This window comes from Janthinobacterium sp. SUN033 (assembly GCF_030397595.1).
Taxonomy (GTDB): Bacteria; Pseudomonadota; Gammaproteobacteria; order Burkholderiales; family Burkholderiaceae_D; genus Janthinobacterium; species Janthinobacterium kumbetense.
The window spans coordinates 229,904-246,733 of record NZ_JAPQNV010000003.1 but is presented as its reverse complement, the minus strand read 5'-3'; the positions used below and the strand labels follow the sequence as shown (position 1 = coordinate 246,733).

The following is a 16,830-nucleotide window of genomic DNA, read 5'->3' as shown; positions in this document are numbered from 1 at the left end:
ACGCGCAGTAGGTTTTGACAGGCGTTAGCCAATCATGTCAGCTTTTAATCTGTTCCAGCGCCTGTCCCAGGCCCCCACCAAACCCAAGGCGGCGCCCGCCGCGCGGCAGTTCGACGTGGCGGACCTGTACCAGGGCCCCATCGCGCTGGGAGCGGAAGGCGAGGCGCAAGCCCGGCCTTTCGATGAAAAGCTGCGCCAGGCATACTTTTGGATCGTCAACCACGCCATCATCAGTCCCCATTACGACATCGAGTACAACGATGGCCCGTCGCAGACGTATGCCGTGGGCGACAGCCGCCGCACCCTGAATCTGCCATCGGCGCAAAGCTACTCCAGCTTCATTTTGCTGCCCCTGCTGACGTTCGCCACGCGCCGCAAATGCCTGTTCGTCGGCGGGCCGGGGCGGGGCAAGACGGCCAGCGCCCTGCTGATGGGCGTGCTGGCCGGTTCCACCGTCAAGGAAGTCAAGCGCGCCATGCAGCATGGCCACCCGCAGATGACGGTAGCCGACTTGCTGGGCAATCCGCTGCCGGCGGACTTGGTCAATGCGCAAAGCATGGACGAGATCCGCATCGCCTGGCGCGCCTGGCTGGGCATGCGCGTGAAAATCGTCGATGAATACAACCGCATCCCCACGCGCACGCAAAGCGCGCTGCTCACCGTCATGGGCGACAATTACGCGGAAGTGCTGAACCATATTTACGAATGTCCGGAAGCGGCCTGGTATCTGACGGCCAACGATGACCAGGGCGGCGGTACCTACCAGGTGATCGAAGCGCTGCGCGACCGGATCGACGTGACGGTGCAGGCGCTGGCCTTCAACCCCCGCTTCCTGAATGAACTGCTGCTGCGCGTGGAGGAAAACGTGCGGCCAGAAGAACTGGTGCCGCCCGATATCATCTTTACGGAAGCGGAGGTGGATCAAATTGGCGAATCCATCCGCCAGGTGGGCGTGCCCGAAGCCGTGCGCCGTCGCCTGGAATTCTTCGCCAGCCAGTTCGAGCTGTTCGAGACGGCCGGTGGCCAGTTCGAATACATGACCAAGGATACGGCCCGCCTGGCCGGCGCCGACCGGGGCGCCGCGCAGGCGGCCGACAATGGGCGCGACCGCCTGAAGGACCTCGGCTGCCAGACCCTCAACGGGATCTCCGTGCGCACCCTGATGGCGCTCTTGATCTACGCCAAGGCCATGGCTTATTTCCGCGGCAATGGCGAGGTGGAGCTGGAAGACTTGCGCCAGGTGCTGCCATTCGTCCTGCATAACAAGCTGCAGCCGGACCCGGATGCGCCATTTTTCGCGCTGCCGGAAAACGCCGCCTACCGCAGCGACAGGCTGGGCTGGCTGCGCCGCCTGTTCGATTTGTCGAACGATGAATTCAACCGCCTGGACCTGGACCGCGACGACCCTGTCGGCGTGCTGTCGGCCGAATTCGACCTGGGCCTCGATGGCGTGAGCGAGCGCGAGACCCTGGCGCGCCTGAACCGCATCGAAAAGCTGATCGGCGAGCGTACAAAAGGAAGAAAGCTGTACGGACCCCTGTATGATGATTTGTTGAAGCTCAAGTACCTGCACCAGCGCTATACGAATTACCGTAGCTGGTTGCGTTCGCAATGAACGACGCACTGAATATCGACCATTGCCGCGGTTTTCTCGACGCGCTGGCCATGTTGAACAGCGAGGCCAGCGACCTGTGCGCGAGCTACGAATTATCACGTCTGCCCGATGCGCCGGACCTTGCCACGGCGCTGGGTCTGCGCGTGGAGGATTATGCCTTGAACGTGATCGCTCCGGCACGCGACTTGCCGGCGGCCTTGTGGCGAATCAATGCAGCGCCGTGCGGGCGCGCGCACCTGGAGCAGGTGTGCCAGCGCTGGTTTTTCTCGTCGCGGCACATGCAGGCGGCGCCACCCGGGCGCTTTCGCGCGCAACTGGTGGCCGCATTTCTGGCGTCGCTCGACGACGCGCTGGGCGGTTTTTCCCTGCACGCCGTGACGATGACGCCGCCCTCCGGTTTCTGGTACGCGATCCACTGGGACGAGATCGCGTTCGAATCAGGGGATGAGCGCTATCTGCTGCATTTTTCGCATAGCGATTGAGGAGGAACAATGATTTCTCCTGCCTTCGCAACTATCCTTGCCAGTGGCCGCGCCCAGTTCAATGGCCGCGCAGCGGAAGCGCGCCGGCGCTTTCCCGCGCTCGACATGGCCGCCTTCGGCGCCTTCTTGCACGACGGCGTCGATCCGCTGGTGGTGGCCGTGGCCGCCGCAGCAACCGAGCGCGTGGGCGGCGTTACCTTGGCCGCCTACGACATGGCCCTGGAGTTGGTGGGCCATGGCCTGGCCGGTCCGGCTGCGAAAAATCCCTTCCTGAATACCGTCTGGCGCGAACTGGCGCCATCGTTTGCGCCGCTGCTGGCGACGGCCCCCGTCGACGTGCTGGGCATGCTGAGCAACGCCGCCATCCACATTTCCTCCGTGGCGGGCGCGCGGCCCGCGCAATGGCAGGCCGGGATGGCTGCCGTGGCGCCGCAAGTCGGCAGCGTCGCACAGCTGCGCGCCGTGGGCCAGGTGCTGGCCTGGCGCGCCGGCGTCGCGCATTTCCGCCAGGGCGCGCTGGCCGCCGCCGACACCTTGCCGCATGCGCTGGCGCTGGCCGCCTTTGGCGAACCGGGCGCGCAATGGCCGCAGGTGCATGCGCAGCTCATGGCTAATCCGTGGCGCGGCAATGCCGAAGGCAGGGAGTTCGGCGCCTTCACGGGCCTGGGTGGCGACTTCGCCACGCCGCCGCAAGTGCGCGCCACGCTTGACGGGTTTGTCGTGCGCAGCGCCGAGCGCCATTATTTGCTGGTGGCCGATGCCTATGGCGCCGTGCTGCACAGCGCCACGGCGCAGGAGTTTGAGTTGGCGCAAACCGGCGTGCCGGCGTCCGTGCGCCTCGAGGGGGCGACCGTGCATATCGGCGCGCGCAGCATCGCGCTCGACCTGCCGGCCGGCGACATCGCCATCGCCGCGAATGCGCATACGCTGGCCATCACGTCACCGTGGACGCACGCCATCCGCCTGCTGCCGCTCGCATGAAGAACGATGCCGACCTGATCGACCGCTGGCGCGCCGCCTGGCCCGAGGCCCTGGCCGTGTGGAGCAAGTTTACGCGCCTGCGCGACCCCAGCCTGTGCGCCAGCCGCGTCGAGGCCAGCAGGCAGGGCTTGTCCGGCAGCTTCGCCATGATCCGGCTGCTCGACCAGAGCGTGGTGGTGGACTTGCCGCTGGTGACGGAGCTGGGGCTGGACGACTATGCGCTGGAAATCCTCGCCCATGAAATCGGCCACCATATCCTCGCGCCGGGCAGCGCCAGCGACCAGTTCCGCCTGCTGGCGCGCATGCGCCGAGCCTTGCCGACGCTGGAACAGCACGCGCCCATGGTGGCCAACCTGTACACGGACCTGTTCATCAACGATCGCCTGCAGCGCCAGGCGAACTTGCGCATGGCGGACATCTACCGCAAGTTGCAACAGGGGAAAGCGCCAGCACCGGACGGCAAGGGCAGCGGCGGCGTATGGACCCTGTACATGCGTATCTATGAAAACCTGTGGCAGTTGGAAAAGGGCGAGCTGGGCGGCGGCCACGCTGACGAGCGCCTGGACACGGATGCCTGGCTGGGGGCGCGCCTCATTCGCGTGTATGCGAACGACTGGATGCTGGCGGCGGGCCGCTTCGCCACCTTGCTGCTGCCTTACCTGGTGGAAGATACGGATGCCCTGGGTGACATTGACCCTAGCCGCTACCTGCAGGACACGCGCGACGCGGCACGCGGCTGCCAGACGTACGGCGCGCAGCAGATCGAGGATGACGAAGAGGACGGCGCCATCCACCCGGTGTACGACAAGCGCATTTCCGGCCTTGATGGCGAGGAACCTGTGACCGCGGCGCCCGCCAGGCAGGGCGGCGGGCAACTGCGCGAACCGTTCGAGCTGGGCGATATCTTAAAGGCGTCGGGCGTGAGCCTGAGCGACCATGAAATCGCCATCCGCTATTACCGCGAACGGGCATTGCCGCACTTGGTGGCGTTCCCCAGCCGCCCCGCGCCCGAGTCGCAGGAACCGCAGATGGAAGGGCTGGAAGCATGGGAAATCGGCGACCCGCTGGAAGACATCGACTGGCTGCAATCGGTGATGCAATCGCCGCGCCCCGTGCCGGGCGTGACCACCGTGTGCCGCGTGTACGGCCGCGAACCGGCGCGCGCCATCGACGCCGTGCCCGTCGACCTGGACATGTACGTGGACAGTTCCGGCTCCATGCCGAACCCGCAGGCGCATACTTCGTTTCTGACACTGGCTGGCGCCGTGATCGCCTTGTCCGCCCTGCGCGCCGGCGCGAAGGTGCAGGTGACCCTGTGGAGCGGCAAGAACGAGGTGATGCAAACGCCAGGCTTCGTGCGCGATGAAGACATGATCCTGGGCGTGCTGACGGAATTTTTTGGCGGCGGCACCTGTTTCCCCATCCACCGCCTGCGCCAGACCTATGCGATCAGGCGCGAACGGCCCGCGCACATCCTGATGATTTCCGACGACGGCATCACCACCATGTTCGACCAGGATGAACTGGGCAACAGCGGCTGGGATATCTCGGCGAAAGCGCTGGCGCAGGGCGGCGCGGGCGGCACCATGGCCCTGAACCTGGAGCGCGACTGGGATGGCGCGGCGGCCCATAAGTGGCTGCAGCAGACCTATGACGATTTGAAACGCGCGCGCCGCGAACAGGGCTGGGATATCCACGCCGTCGAGCGCTACGAGGATTTGCTGGACTTTGCGCGGGCGTTCAGCCGGCGCCACTATATACAATCATGACATGCAGATTCCCGGACCCCACCTCGAAAGATTAACCCATCGCCTGGCCGACACGTCCGTCGAATTCCTCGCCGAGCCCCGTATCGCCGGCGTCGCCAATGCGCAGGCAGTGGCGGTGGCGGCGCTGGTCAACGACGTTTTGCTGCTGCATGGCGCGCGCGCGCCGGCCGCGTCCTTGCAGGGGTTCATCGGCGCGCAAGTGAAGGCGGACCGCAACCGGCTGGCGCTGGCCATGATCCTGTGCTGGCTGCTGGCCGACGAGTGGTTCACCGCGCAGCAGTTGCCGCAGCCAGCCTTGCTGCAGGTACTGGGCGAGGCGGCGCGCGAACTGGCCGCCGCCACGCCGGCCCACCAGTTTACGCAAGACCCCGAGCGGCGCGAGGAACTGGCGCGCATCGTGCTGGCGCGCCTGGGGTTCCGGCCCCGCGACGAAAGCGTGGCGCAGGCCACGGACAGATTGTCCGCCATCAGCGGCACGGAACGGCGCCGCCTGCTTGAAGCGAGCCGCCTGGCCGAGCAGCGCGCGCGGGAAATCCGCGAGGCGCTGGCGAAGAAGGCGGCCGAGGAATCGGCCGACAAGTGGTCGCGCGAATGAGCGTGGACGTCAATTTGCCGGGCGGCGCATGGGAATCGGACCGCGACTACTGTCCCACCCTGACGCAGGAGGGCGCGCGCATGCTGGAAAAACTGCGCAGCCACCCGGCGGCGCCCAGCTACCGCAACCGCAGCGGCAACAAGCTGCAGGCGGCGGAAGTGGCGGCCTTGCGCGCCTACGAGCAGGAAGTCATGCAGGCGGAGATCGGCTGGAGCAAAGACGCGCCGCCACCCTGGCTGGCGGATTTTCTCAGGACGACCTACGCCACCGTGCCGCATTACCGCGCCTGCGGTTCGCCGCCCGCGCGTCTTGCTGACGTGGCGCCCATCAGCCGCGCCGAACTGGCCCACGACATCGCCGCCTTCGTGCCCGACGACGCGGATCTGGCACGCATGATCAACTTCCAGACGACAGGCACGACTGGCCACCCGCTGCTGATCGCCTCGCACCCGCTGGTGGCGGGGCGCTACCTGGCCTTCCACAAGCGCGCGCTGCACCGCTTCGGCGTCACCCTGCGCCATGGCGCGGGCCAGGTGGGCGTGATGCTGCTGGGGCATCAGCGCCGCTGCTTCACCTATGTCTCCGTCACGCCGGCGATGAACGAATCCGGCCTGGCGAAGATCAACCTGCACGAGGACGATTGGCGCGACCCGGACGACCGCGCGCGCTACCTGGACGCCATGGCGCCCGAGCTGATTGCGGGCGACCCCATCTCGTTTGCCGAGTTGCTGACCCTGTCCATGACGCACAAGCCGGCCGCGCTGCTGTCCGTGTCGATGATGCTGTTGCCCGGCATGCGCGCGCGCCTCGAAGCGGCGTTCGGCTGCCCCGTGCTCGACATCTATTCGCTCAATGAAGTGGGCCCCGTGGCCGTCTACGATGAACAGGCGGGTGGCCACGTGCTGCTGCAGCACCGGCTGTACGTGGAAATCCTCGATAGCGCGGGCCAGCCCGTGCCGGATGGCGCGCGCGGCGAAATCACCGTGACGGGCGGCTTCAATTTTTGCCTGCCGCTGGTTCGCTACCGCACGGGTGATTACGCCTCGCTGGCGCATGGCCCGCATGGTCCCGTGCTGGTGGGCCTGGCCGGCCGCAGTCCCCTGCGCTACAGGACGATCAATGGCGAATGGATCAACAATATCGACATTACGCATGCCCTGAAACCGCTGGCCATCGCCCTGTTCGGCGTGCACCAGCATGGCGACGGCGCCATCGCGCTGCGCCTGGCGCCGAACGCCATGCCGCAGGCTGACCGGGCGCGCGCCTTGCTCGCGCCTTTTTTCGGCGCCATCACGGTCGAGACCTTGCTGGCGGAAGACAAGATCATTCAATACACCTCGGATTTGCAGGAAGCAGTGGCATGAACCTTTATAAACGCTGCCTCGTGGTCGGCAAATTTTGCCCGCTGCATCAGGGCCATGAACTGTTGATCAAGCGCGCGCAAGACGCCTGCGAAGAACTGCTGGTGGTCAGCTACACCAGGCCCGAATTTCCCGGCTATGAGCCGGCGCACCGGGAACGGTGGCTGCGGGCGCAATTCCCGCACGCGCACATCGTGGTGCTGGACGATGCGCGCCTGGCAGCCCTGTGCGCTGCGCGCGGCGTGCCTGCCCGCCATCTGCCGCACAATGACGACGATGGCGAGCTGCATCGCCACTTCATGGGCTGGCTGTGCTGGACGGTGCTGGCGTTGCCCGTCGATGCCGTGTTCACCAGCGAAGACTATGGCCCCGGCTTTGCCCAGGTGCTGGAACGGCATTATGCCGGCGGGCCGGTGGCGCACGTGAGCGTGGATCAGGCGAGGACCCTGGTACCCGTGTCCGGCACCATGGTGCGGCAAGACCCGCATGCGCACAGCGCCTTCCTGTCGCCGATTGTGCGCGCCGATCTTGTCACGCGCGTGTGCGTGCTCGGCGGCGAATCGAGCGGAAAAACGACCTTGGCGCAGGCGCTGGCGGCGCATTTCGAGACGGCCTGGGTGGCTGAGTATGGCCGCGAACTGTGGGAAAGCCAGGATGGGATATTGAACTATGACGATTTGCTGGAAATCGGCCGGGAACAGCTGCACCGCGAAGCGCAGGCGCGCCTGGCTGCGCGGCGCTGGCTGTTTTGCGATACCTCGCCCATGACGACGTATTTCTACTGCGTCGAGATGTTCGGCAAGGCCGAGCCGGAGCTGGCGCGGCTGGCCGAGCACGGCTACGACCTGGTGCTGCTGTGCGCCCCTGATTTTCCCTTCATCCAGGACGGCACGCGCCGCGACGAGGATTTCCGCGCGCGCCAGCATGCGTGGTATCAGGCGGAGCTGGCGCGGCGGGGGATCGCCTTTGTCGATGTGTCAGGTTCGGTGGACGACAGGATCAGGCAGGTGGCGCAAGTGCTGGCGGCGCGCATGCCGTGCTGACCGCCGCCAGTATCTCGTCCGAAAACGCGGCATCGTCGACGGCGCGCGCCAGCGCCACGGCGCCCACCATGGCCGACAGCATGACGATGGCTTCCTGCCGGGGGTTGCGTTTTTTCTGCCACGGAAAATGCGTGGTCAGCTTGCCGATGATGGATTTCAGGTGGAAGGTGAAGGCGGGCAGCACTGCCGGCTGCTTGCGCGCGTCGCCGGCCAGCGCCGCCAGCAAGCACCCGTTGCCCGGCGCATCGCGGTGGGCCGGACTCACATAATCGCGCACATACTGGCGCATGGCTTCCGGACTGATGGTTGCCGCATCGAGCGCCGCGCGCGAGTGCTCCGAGCCGTGCAGCGTGCTTTCCGCCATCAGCGCTTCCTTCGAGGCAAAGTGGTTGTAGAAGGGGCCATGCGTGAGTCCTGTCGCCTTCATGATCTGTCCCACGCTGACGCCGTCAAAGCCCTGTTCACGGAACAGCCGCGCCGCTTCCTGCAGGATGCGCTGGTGTTTTTCTGCCGTTTCGGCCGCTGGGTATCGCATGGTGTTCTCCCGATCATTAAATAATTTCTGTTGACATCATACATTACGTACGTCATGCTTACGACACTAAGCATGATGATCATCATGTTTGGTGTCGCACCAAAGCATGATGAATATCATGTTTGATCCGTCCTGCTGAAAGCCATTCATTCGAATTTACCAATTGCAAAGGAACCATCATGAGTACAGTCAATACACCGGGCACGGCCCTCGTCACTGGCGCGTCGTCGGGCCTGGGCGCCGTATATGCGGACCGCCTGGCCAGCCGAGGCTTCGATCTGATCCTGGTGGCGCGCCGGGTCGAACGCCTGGACGTGCTGGCCAAGTCGCTGGCGGAAAAGTATGGCGTGTCCGTGCGTGCCATGGCGGCGGACTTGTCCGCACCGGCCGACCTGCAGCGCGTGGCCGATGAACTGGCCAGCAATCCGGCCATCACCATGCTGGTCAATAATGCGGGCGCGTCGACCCTGGCGCCCGTCGTCGATACGCCGAAAGCGGGCATCGCCACCATGGACAAGGTCAACGTGACGGCCGTGGCGGAGCTGAGCTACGCCGTGCTGCCGCGGTTCAAGCAGCGCAACAGCGGCACCATCATCAATATCGGCTCCGTGCTGTCCTTCCACATCTTGCCCGTCAGCACGATCTACAGCGCCACCAAGGGCTATGTGATGAATTTCACGCGCGGCTTGCAGCAGGAGCTGGCCGGCACGGGCATCGTGGTGCAGCTGGTGCTGCCCGCATCGACGGCGACGGAAATCTGGGAATTGAGCGGCGTGCCGCTGGCGCAGCTGGACCAGGCCACCATCATGCGCGCCGAAGACTGTGTCGATGCGGCGCTGGCGGGCCTGGACCAGGGCGAACTGGTGACCTTGCCTTCCGTCGAAGACCAGGCATTGTGGGAGAAGTTTGATGCAGCCCGCCTGGCCCTGTTCGCAGGCGCGATGCGCGGCAAGCCGGCATCGCGCTATGGCATCGCGGGCTGATACACGCGAAAGAGGAAGCTACAGCGGCCGTACGGGGATGCAGATGTCGCAAGAGAATTCGCCGGTGGCCGGATCCAGCGCCGTGGCCGCGGAAAAGCGCTCGAAGCACGGGCGCTCATCCCACTGCAGGCCGCTGGCCGGCAGCCATTCGCGCGTCATGCGCGTCCACGTTTCGGCAATGGCGCTGGATGGTCCCTTGAATTGCGCTACCGCATAGCGCCCGCCCGGCAGGGTGGTGATGCTGGCCCGGCCGCCCGACTGGAATGCATCGGGCACGGCGACGCAGGCGTCGTAGCGGCATTTGTCCGGCGGCGTGATGCTGGGATCGTCATGGCCGATGCCGTAGCACGTCGCGTCGCCCAGGCCGTGCGACTGCATCCATGGCGCGACGGTGTCGCGCCAGAAGGCGCCGATGGCGGGGCCGTAGGGGCCGATATGGCGCTGGCACGCCACGGTGGCGGGCGGCAGGTCGAGGATGGTGACTTGCATGGGACTCTCTCTATGAAGTGGATTGGAGTGCCCATGGTGCTGGAAGTTCGGCCCGTTTTCCTGACCGGGATTGCGCATGGCCTGATCCGGATTGCTATCTTGCCGGCGCAGGCGCATGGCTGCGAGCATGGCAGCGTTTTTTGCGGCGACGCCGGCGCGCCAGGCCGTCGGCGTGCAGCCGAATTTCAGCTTGAAGGCGCGCGCGAACGCTTCGCCGGAGCCGAAGCCCGTCGCCAGCGCGATGTCCAGTATCGCTTCGCCGGGGCGGCAGGCCAGCCGCAAGGCGGCCGTTTCCAGGCGCCGGCGGCGCGCATAGTCGCCCAGCGTCTCGCCCATCCAGGCGGCGAACACGCGGTGAAAGTGGAAGCGTGAAAAATGCGCGACGTCGGCCAGCTGCGCCAGCTCCAGCGGCGTGTCGAGGTGGCGGTCGATATGGTCAAGCACGGCATTCATGCGCCGCGCGTATTCGGCGCGGAAATGGCCGGATGTCGGCTGCTCAGGGGGAGTAGGAGAGGAAGACATGCCGCCGATTATGGCATGAAGTCCCCTCCGGGCGGCGTGGAAAAGAGGCTTACGCCGCGTTCAATGCCTGCTCCAGGTCTTCGCGCAAGTCGTCGATATGCTCGATGCCCACGGACAGGCGCAGCATGTCTTCGGACACGCCGGCCTTGGCCAGTTCTTCGGGATTGAGCTGGCGGTGCGTGGTGGAGGCCGGGTGGGTGGCCAGCGACTTGGCGTCGCCGATGTTGACCAGGCGCGTGAACAGTTGCAGGGCGTCGAGCACGCGGGCGCCGGCCGCGCGCGGATCTTCTCCACTGGCCAGTTTCAGGCCGAAGGACAGGATGCCCGAGGCGCGGCCGTGCATGTATTTTTTCACCAGCGCGTGGTCCGGGTGGTCTTCCAGGCCCGCGTAATTGACCCACGCGACTTTCGGATGGTTTTTCAAGTGCTTGGCCAGGGCCAGCGTGTTGTCGCAGATGCGGTCCATGCGCAGGGCCAGGGTCTCGATGCCCTGGATCAGCTGGAAGGCGGAGAGTGGCGAAATGGCCGCGCCCATGTTGCGCAGCGGGACGACGCGCGCGCGGCCGATGAAGGCGGCGGGGCCGAACGCTTCCGTGTAGACGACGCCGTGGTAGGACACGTCCGGCTCGTTCAGGCGCTTGAAGCGCTCCTTGTGTTCGGCCCATGGGAATTTGCCGCTGTCGACGATGGCGCCGCCCACGGTGGTGCCGTGGCCGCCCAGGTATTTGGTCAGCGAGTGGACGACGATGTCGGCGCCATGCTCGATGGGGCGGAACAGGTAGGGGCTGGGCACCGTGTTGTCGACGATCAGCGGGATGCCGTGCGCGTGCGCGATTTCGGCCAGCTTGGCCACATCCGTGACGTTGCCCAGCGGGTTGCCGATCGATTCGCAGAAGATGGCCTTGGTGCGCGCATCGATCAGCGCGGCGAAGGTTTCGGGCTGGCGCGCGTCGGCGAAGCGCACTTCTATGCCGATTTGCGGCAGGGTGTGGGCAAACAGGTTGTAGGTGCCGCCATACAGCTGGCTGGCGGAGATGAAATTGTCGCCCGCTTCCGCGATGGTCTGGATCGCGTAGGTGATGGCCGCCATGCCCGACGCCACGGCCAATGCCGCCACGCCGCCTTCCAGCGCCGCGACCCGCTTTTCCAGCACGTCCTGCGTGGGGTTCATGATGCGCGTGTAGATATTCCCGGCGACCTTCAGGTCGAACAGGTCGGCGCCATGCTGGGCATTGTCGAAGGCGTAGGCCACCGTCTGGTAGATGGGGACGGCGGCGGCCTTGGTGGTCGGGGCGGGGGTGTAGCCGGCGTGCACGGCCAGGGTTTCGATTCTCATGTGGTCTCCGGTTCGAATGGTCTGCAATGGTGAAATCCGCAGCCATTGTGCCATGCGCCCGTTACCAAGTTATCACGCTTGATAGAATTTTAAGTCATAAGCTAGTGCCGTCTTGATATAAGTCATTCAGCTCTGCCTTGCCGATAAACCGTTCATGCGTGCCATGCTGGGCGCAGGCAAACGCGCCGCCGATGGCGCCGCGGCGCATGGCTTCGTCCAGGCCCGCGCCGCCCAGCCAGGCGTGCAGGAAGGCGGCCACGAACGAGTCGCCTGCGCCATTCGTGTCCACCACGGGCAGCTTCAAGCCAGCCGCCGGAGTGTGACGCACGGTCTCGCTGCCCCGTTCCAGCAGGTAGGCGCCGTGCGCGCCCGCCATGGCGATCACCGCCTGCGCGCGGCCTTCCGCGACAATCGCGCGCATGACGGACTCCGTGCGCTCGCCCAGCGCCGCCGTGCTGAGGAAGACCAGGTCGGCGCGCAGGGCGAACACCTTGTGGTGCGGGGTGACGCCATCCCAGTCGTGCAGATCGGTCGACACGGTGGTGCCGCACGCTTGCGCATCATCAAACAGCGCGGCCACCCAGCCCATGATGGAAAAGTGCGCGTGGCGCGCCGGCCCCAGGTAGGGAAGATAAAACGCGGTCGGCATGCGCACGTCTTCCGGGTGGCGGCCGTCGTACAGCGACAGCCTGCGTCCTTGCGGGTCGACCAGGTTGACGCTGCGCCGCGTGCCGGACGGCTCGACGATGTGCGAGAAATCGAGCCTGGCATCCTTGTAGCGCTGCAGGATGGCCGCGCCTTGCGCGTCGTCGCCGATGAAGTCGATGAACTTGCAGCGCAGGCCCAGCGCATGGCAACCGAGCGCCACGCCATTGCCCGTGTGCGCCACGTAGTCGCGGATGGGCGGCACATGCAGCGAATCGGCGACGGGCAATTGCAGGTCGGGGACGCGCACGATGGTGTCGATGCCGGCGCCACCGACCACTAAGATGTCATAGCTGCTCATGGTGCTGCCTTTTCTAACAGGACGGTGCCGGCCGCATTCACGGCGACGGCGCCGTCTTTGACGGTGTAAGTGTGATTGGTGTAGGCGTCGCGCAGCGGGGTGCCATCGGCGAAGACGCCGTGCACCTTCAGTTCGAGCGCGCCTTGTGCTTCCGGCACGGCGATGACGGCGTCGCCATCCATCACGCGGGCGAACGCGTACGGTTTTTCATCGATCAGGCGGTGTTCGCCGCGCGCCAGGGCAGGGTGGCGCAGGCGGAACTGGCCCAGCTTGCGCGCATGCGCCAGGGTGGCCGCATCGAGCGACGACCAGTTCATGTCGGAGCGTGTGGCCTGCTGTTCGTCGCCGATGGGCGCCGCGCCAGGCTGGCGCGCGCTTTCATCGCCATAGAACAGCTGCACGCCGCCCGGCGCCAGCAGCAGGGCGGACAAGCCATGTTTCAGCCGGTCGCGCGGGAACAGGCTGGTGTCGTGCGACGAGATATACGACAGGATGTCGTAGCGGGGTGCATTGCCCATGCGCTTGCCCAGCAACGTCGCGTACTGGCGGTACACGCCATCGATGCTTTTCCAGTCGCCGCCCGCGCGATTCTGGAAATCGAAATTGATCATCGAGTCGAAGCCCGCGTCATGCCAGCTGCTGCGCTCGGGGCCATGGCCCCACGCTTCACCCGTCATCCAGAACGGTGCGTCGTCGATTTTTTGCTGCGGGTGGCGGGTTTTCCAATTCTTGAGGGCATCGGTGGCCGCCGCCCGCAGGGCCAGCCAGCTGGCCGGCTCCACGTGCTTGACGGTGTCGGCCCTGAAACCGTCGACGCCGAATTCGCGCACCCAGTCGGCCAGCCAGTGGACAAGGTAAGTGCGGACAGTCGCATCGGGCAGGGCCACGGCGCGCGTATCGCTTTTACGCTGCAGGATCGGCGGCAAGCCCACGGCCTTCGCGCTTTCCGTGCGGAAGTCGGGCAGATACGCCAGCTGCATGGTGAAATCGTCCTTGCCGCCGTCGGGATAGCCTGGCAAGCCGGCGCGCACCCAGTCCGGACCCCACCATTGTGCGAAATCAAAGTTGTTGTAGTCGATGTAGCTATGATAGTCGCGCAGGGTGGCTTTTTCATGGCCCGGCCACAGCACGGGCACTTTATATTCGAACAGGGTGCGCAAGTCCGCGTAACCCGGGTGGTTCAGCACCACGTCGAACAGCACGCGGATGCCTTGCGCGTGGGCAATATCGATCATCTCGCGCAATTCCTCGCGCGTGCCCATGTTGGCATCCATGGTCGTGTAGTCGAGCGCCCAGTAGCCGTGGTAGGCGTAATGCTGGAATTGCTGCTTGCCGCCCACCACCCAGCCGTGGATCTGCTCGTACGGCGCCGTGATCCACAGGGCGTTGACGCCCAGTTCCTTGAAGTAGCCAGCTTTGAGCTGCTGCGTGAGGCCGGCGATGTCGCCGCCGTGAAAGCTGCCGACGTCGCCGCCTTGCGGGTCGGCGGCGCGGCCATAACTGTGGTCGTTGCCGGGATTGCCGTTGGCGAAACGGTCCGTCACGGCGAAGTAGACGATGGGGTTGTCAGCGAAGCTGACGCTGCCTGCCTGCGCCGAAGCGCTGAGTAACAGGGCGGCCAGCGTAGTCAGGGAGCGTCGCATGGTCAGCCTTTCACGCCGCCAGCCGTCAGGCCGGAGATCATCCATTTTTGCGCCAGCAGGAACACGGCCGTGATGGGCAAGCCGGACAAAATGGCGGCCGCGGCGAAGTCGCCCCACAGGTATTTTTGCTCGTACAGGAACAGTTTCGAGCCGACGGCCAGGGTCAGGTTGTTCTGTTCATGCAGCAGCACGGAAGCGATCGGGTATTCGATGATGGCGCCGATGAACGACAACAAAAACACCACCATCAGGATGGGCACCGTCATCGGCAGCAGCACATAGACAAACGCTTGCCATTGCGTGGCGCCGTCGACCTTGGCCGCTTCCTCGATTTCGATGGGGATGGTTTGATAGTAGCCCTTGATGGTCCAGATATGCAGGGCGATGCCGCCCGTATAGGCCAGCACCAGGCTGCCGTGGTGGTCGATGCCCAGCCACGGCACGTAGCTGCCCAGCACGTCGAAGATGGCGTAGATGGCTACCAGGGCCAGCACGGCGGGGAACATCTGCAGCAGCATCAGCGCCGACAGGGTTTGCGACTTGAAGCGGAACTGCATGCGCGCGAATGCGTACGCGCAGGTGGTCGACAGCAGCACGGTGACGGTGGCGCTCATGCTGGCCACCTTGATGGAATTCCAAAGCCACAGCAGCACGGGGAAGTCCGGCTCGACCAGGGTGCCGTTGGGCGCCTGGTAAGACATGCCCAGTGCCAGGCGCCAGTGCTCGAAGCTGATCTCGGGCGGTATCAAACTGCCCGAGGCGAAATTGCCAGGGCGCAATGAGATCGACAAGATCATCAGGAAGGGAAACATCACCAGCGCGATCAGCGCGATCACGGCGACGTGGGCCGCCAGGATGCGCCAGCGGTTGGAACGGTCGACAACGATAGCCATGGTCGGTCCTTTATGCTTTGTTCATGCGCGTCAGGCGCATGTTGACCAGCGAAATCGCGGCCACGAGGAAGAAGATCAGGGTCGAGATGGCGGCGGCCAGGCCAAAGTTCTGGCCGGAATCCTCGAACGCGATGCGGTAGGTGTAGGACACGAGCAAGTCCGTCGTGCCGGCCGGTAACGTCGTGTCGAGGAAATCGGGACGTCCGCCCGTCAACAAGCTGATCAGCACGAAATTGTTGAAGTTGAAACCCAGGCTGGCCACCATCAGCGGCGTCAGCGGTTTGATGATCAGGGGTAACGTTATTTTGAAGAAATTCGTCAGCGGTCCCGCGCCGGCCAGGGCCGACGCTTCGTACAGGTCCGACGGGATCGCCTTGATCAAGCCCATGCACACCACCATCATGTAGGGGTAGCCCAGCCAGGTGTTGACGATCAAAATCATGGCCTTGGCCAGGGTGGTGTCCGAGAACCAGGCGGGCTTGATGCCGAACAAGGCGTCGAGCACGAGGTTGATTTCGCCGAAGTTATTGTTAAACAAACCTTTGAAGACCAGGATGGAAATGAAGCCAGGCACGGCGTACGGCAGGAACAGCAGGGTGCGGTACAGGCCGCGGAAGCGCAGCGCATCCCAGTTCAGCAGCACGGCCAGTACCATGCCCAGGCCCGTCGTGGTGGCCACGCTGATCAGGGCGAAAACGATGGTCCACACGAAAATGCGCAGGAAGGGGCCGCGGAACGCTTCATCGGAGAAGATTTTCACGAAATTGGCGAAACCGACGTTGACCTTGAAGCCCGGTTCCAGCTTCGTGCCGTCCGGCATTTCATAAAAGCCCGTCTTGAAGTTCGGCTTGACCAGTTCGCCCGTGGCGATTTTCTTGAGCGTTTTGTCCGGCAACTGCTTGTAGACATGAGCGACGGGGCCGAATTCGCGCAAGCCCACCATGCGCAGCTCTATCCTGTTCGGCAAGATCAAGGTGAGCAACTTCAGATCCTTTTGCAGGGCAATGATGTCCTTGATGGGCAGCGGCGGGGCCAGCACGGGCGCCTGCACGGGGTCGAGCGGCGTCACTTCCACGTTCAGGGGCACGGCGCGCTTGAGGGCCAGCGGCTGCGTCAGCAGCACTTCGCCTGTGTCCGGGCTTTCCAGGCGCAAGCGGTATTCCTTGTTGTCGGCATGCACGGTCATGGCATAGCCGGCGCTTTCCACGCGCTGCGTCTCGTCCAGCAGGTATTGCGTGGCGCGCTCATAGGTGAGCAGGTTGCGCGAACTGAAATTGGTAAAGCCGATCGACACCGTGTACACCATCGGCAGCAGCACGAAGACGATGACCGCCGTAATGCCGGGAAACAGATAGCGGTAGGCATAGGCGCGCGGCGACGTGAAGACAAACGTCGTCAGGGTCAGCAAGCCGAGGAAAACGGCGGCCAGCATGGTCTGGCCGGAAATGTACAACATGAAGAGCAGATACAGACCCAGCGCCATGCTGATGGTCAATACCGTAGGGCCGATAAACTTGCGCACGATGGGATACCTGTGAAAATGGTGCTGTTTGCGTCGGGATGGACGCAACGGAGAG

The 16,830-nt window shown here is 64.8% G+C and carries 15 protein-coding genes; 8 read left to right on the top strand and 7 right to left on the bottom strand.

Going from position 1 to position 16,830, the window contains the following annotated elements; genetic code table 11:
* Positions 1-34: 34 nt before the first annotated feature.
* Genes OX460_RS14185 through OX460_RS14155 form a run of 7 tightly spaced genes read left to right on the top strand, consistent with a single transcriptional unit; the run spans position 35 to position 7,846 of the window.
* Entirely contained in the window at positions 35-1,615 is a 1,581-nt protein-coding gene (locus OX460_RS14185) for an AAA family ATPase (protein ID WP_251351121.1), read from the top strand.
* A complete protein-coding gene (locus tag OX460_RS14180) occupies positions 1,612-2,097 on the top strand; it encodes a hypothetical protein (RefSeq protein ID WP_289899046.1) in 486 nt (161 codons plus the stop codon). The genes OX460_RS14185 and OX460_RS14180 overlap by 4 nt, the downstream gene beginning before the upstream one ends.
* 9 nt (positions 2,098-2,106) lie before the next feature.
* Positions 2,107-3,078: a hypothetical protein gene (locus tag OX460_RS14175; protein WP_099664611.1), complete on the top strand. Its 972-nt coding sequence runs from the start codon at positions 2,107-2,109 to the stop codon at positions 3,076-3,078.
* Positions 3,075-4,847 (top strand): VWA domain-containing protein, encoded by a 1,773-nt coding sequence (locus OX460_RS14170; RefSeq protein ID WP_289899045.1) that lies wholly within the window; start codon positions 3,075-3,077, stop codon positions 4,845-4,847. The genes OX460_RS14175 and OX460_RS14170 overlap by 4 nt, the downstream gene beginning before the upstream one ends.
* Position 4,848: 1 nt before the next feature.
* Positions 4,849-5,442, top strand: coding sequence for a hypothetical protein (locus tag OX460_RS14165; protein WP_289899044.1), 594 nt, complete (start codon positions 4,849-4,851; stop codon positions 5,440-5,442).
* On the top strand, positions 5,439-6,806 hold the full coding sequence (locus tag OX460_RS14160) for a capsule biosynthesis protein CapK (RefSeq protein WP_289899043.1): 1,368 nt from the start codon (positions 5,439-5,441) through the stop codon (positions 6,804-6,806). The genes OX460_RS14165 and OX460_RS14160 overlap by 4 nt, the downstream gene beginning before the upstream one ends.
* Positions 6,803-7,846, top strand: coding sequence for an AAA family ATPase (locus OX460_RS14155; RefSeq protein WP_289899042.1), 1,044 nt, complete (start codon positions 6,803-6,805; stop codon positions 7,844-7,846). Before OX460_RS14160 ends, OX460_RS14155 begins: the two co-directional genes overlap by 4 nt.
* Here the strand turns inward: OX460_RS14155 and OX460_RS14150 are convergent.
* Positions 7,803-8,381 carry a TetR/AcrR family transcriptional regulator gene (locus OX460_RS14150; RefSeq protein ID WP_289899041.1) on the bottom strand — a complete coding sequence of 193 codons (579 nt, stop codon included), beginning with the start codon at positions 8,379-8,381 and terminating at the stop codon, positions 7,803-7,805. The genes OX460_RS14155 and OX460_RS14150 overlap by 44 nt on opposite strands.
* 179 nt (positions 8,382-8,560) lie before the next feature.
* Here OX460_RS14150 and OX460_RS14145 point away from each other — a divergent pair, with 179 nt between their 5' ends.
* A complete protein-coding gene (locus OX460_RS14145; protein WP_289899040.1) occupies positions 8,561-9,364 on the top strand; it encodes an SDR family oxidoreductase in 804 nt (267 codons plus the stop codon).
* 18 nt (positions 9,365-9,382) lie between these two features.
* On the opposite strand, the gene OX460_RS14140 is transcribed toward OX460_RS14145, so the two are convergent.
* From OX460_RS14140 to malF, 6 genes are all read right to left on the bottom strand, one after another.
* Positions 9,383-10,375: a GyrI-like domain-containing protein gene (locus OX460_RS14140; protein WP_289899039.1), complete on the bottom strand. Its 993-nt coding sequence runs from the start codon at positions 10,373-10,375 to the stop codon at positions 9,383-9,385.
* A 49-nt stretch (positions 10,376-10,424) separates the two neighbouring features.
* Complete coding sequence (locus OX460_RS14135) at positions 10,425-11,711, bottom strand: aminotransferase class I/II-fold pyridoxal phosphate-dependent enzyme (protein ID WP_289899038.1); 1,287 nt, start codon at positions 11,709-11,711, stop codon at positions 10,425-10,427.
* Between the two features lie 94 nt (positions 11,712-11,805).
* The gene (locus OX460_RS14130; RefSeq protein WP_289899037.1) at positions 11,806-12,717 is read right to left on the bottom strand and encodes a PfkB family carbohydrate kinase; all 912 of its coding nucleotides are present in this window, start codon (positions 12,715-12,717) and stop codon (positions 11,806-11,808) included.
* Positions 12,714-14,360: an alpha-amylase family glycosyl hydrolase gene (locus OX460_RS14125; protein WP_289899036.1), complete on the bottom strand. Its 1,647-nt coding sequence runs from the start codon at positions 14,358-14,360 to the stop codon at positions 12,714-12,716. The genes OX460_RS14130 and OX460_RS14125 overlap by 4 nt, the downstream gene beginning before the upstream one ends.
* A 2-nt stretch (positions 14,361-14,362) precedes the next feature.
* Positions 14,363-15,253, bottom strand: coding sequence for a maltose ABC transporter permease MalG (gene malG, locus OX460_RS14120; protein ID WP_077402472.1), 891 nt, complete (start codon positions 15,251-15,253; stop codon positions 14,363-14,365).
* Between the two features lie 10 nt (positions 15,254-15,263).
* Positions 15,264-16,775, bottom strand: coding sequence for a maltose ABC transporter permease MalF (malF, locus tag OX460_RS14115; RefSeq protein WP_289899035.1), 1,512 nt, complete (start codon positions 16,773-16,775; stop codon positions 15,264-15,266).
* Between the last annotated feature and the right edge of the window lie 55 nt (positions 16,776-16,830).

Bases quoted from the DNA above. Each gene is read 5' to 3' on its own strand.
- OX460_RS14145 (WP_289899040.1), top strand. From the start codon at position 8,561: ATGAGTACAGTCAATACACCGGGCACGGCCCTCGTCACTGGCGCGTCG.
- OX460_RS14175 (WP_099664611.1), top strand. From the start codon at position 2,107: ATGATTTCTCCTGCCTTCGCAACTATCCTTGCCAGTGGCCGCGCCCAG.
- OX460_RS14125 (WP_289899036.1), bottom strand. From the start codon at position 14,360: ATGCGACGCTCCCTGACTACGCTGGCCGCCCTGTTACTCAGCGCTTCG.
- OX460_RS14180 (WP_289899046.1), top strand. From the start codon at position 1,612: ATGAACGACGCACTGAATATCGACCATTGCCGCGGTTTTCTCGACGCG.
- OX460_RS14150 (WP_289899041.1), bottom strand. From the start codon at position 8,381: ATGCGATACCCAGCGGCCGAAACGGCAGAAAAACACCAGCGCATCCTG.
- OX460_RS14160 (WP_289899043.1), top strand. From the start codon at position 5,439: ATGAGCGTGGACGTCAATTTGCCGGGCGGCGCATGGGAATCGGACCGC.
- OX460_RS14185 (WP_251351121.1), top strand. From the start codon at position 35: ATGTCAGCTTTTAATCTGTTCCAGCGCCTGTCCCAGGCCCCCACCAAA.
- OX460_RS14165 (WP_289899044.1), top strand. From the start codon at position 4,849: ATGCAGATTCCCGGACCCCACCTCGAAAGATTAACCCATCGCCTGGCC.
- OX460_RS14170 (WP_289899045.1), top strand. From the start codon at position 3,075: ATGAAGAACGATGCCGACCTGATCGACCGCTGGCGCGCCGCCTGGCCC.
- OX460_RS14155 (WP_289899042.1), top strand. From the start codon at position 6,803: ATGAACCTTTATAAACGCTGCCTCGTGGTCGGCAAATTTTGCCCGCTG.
- OX460_RS14130 (WP_289899037.1), bottom strand. From the start codon at position 12,717: ATGAGCAGCTATGACATCTTAGTGGTCGGTGGCGCCGGCATCGACACC.
- OX460_RS14140 (WP_289899039.1), bottom strand. From the start codon at position 10,375: ATGTCTTCCTCTCCTACTCCCCCTGAGCAGCCGACATCCGGCCATTTC.
- malG (WP_077402472.1), bottom strand. From the start codon at position 15,253: ATGGCTATCGTTGTCGACCGTTCCAACCGCTGGCGCATCCTGGCGGCC.
- OX460_RS14135 (WP_289899038.1), bottom strand. From the start codon at position 11,711: ATGAGAATCGAAACCCTGGCCGTGCACGCCGGCTACACCCCCGCCCCG.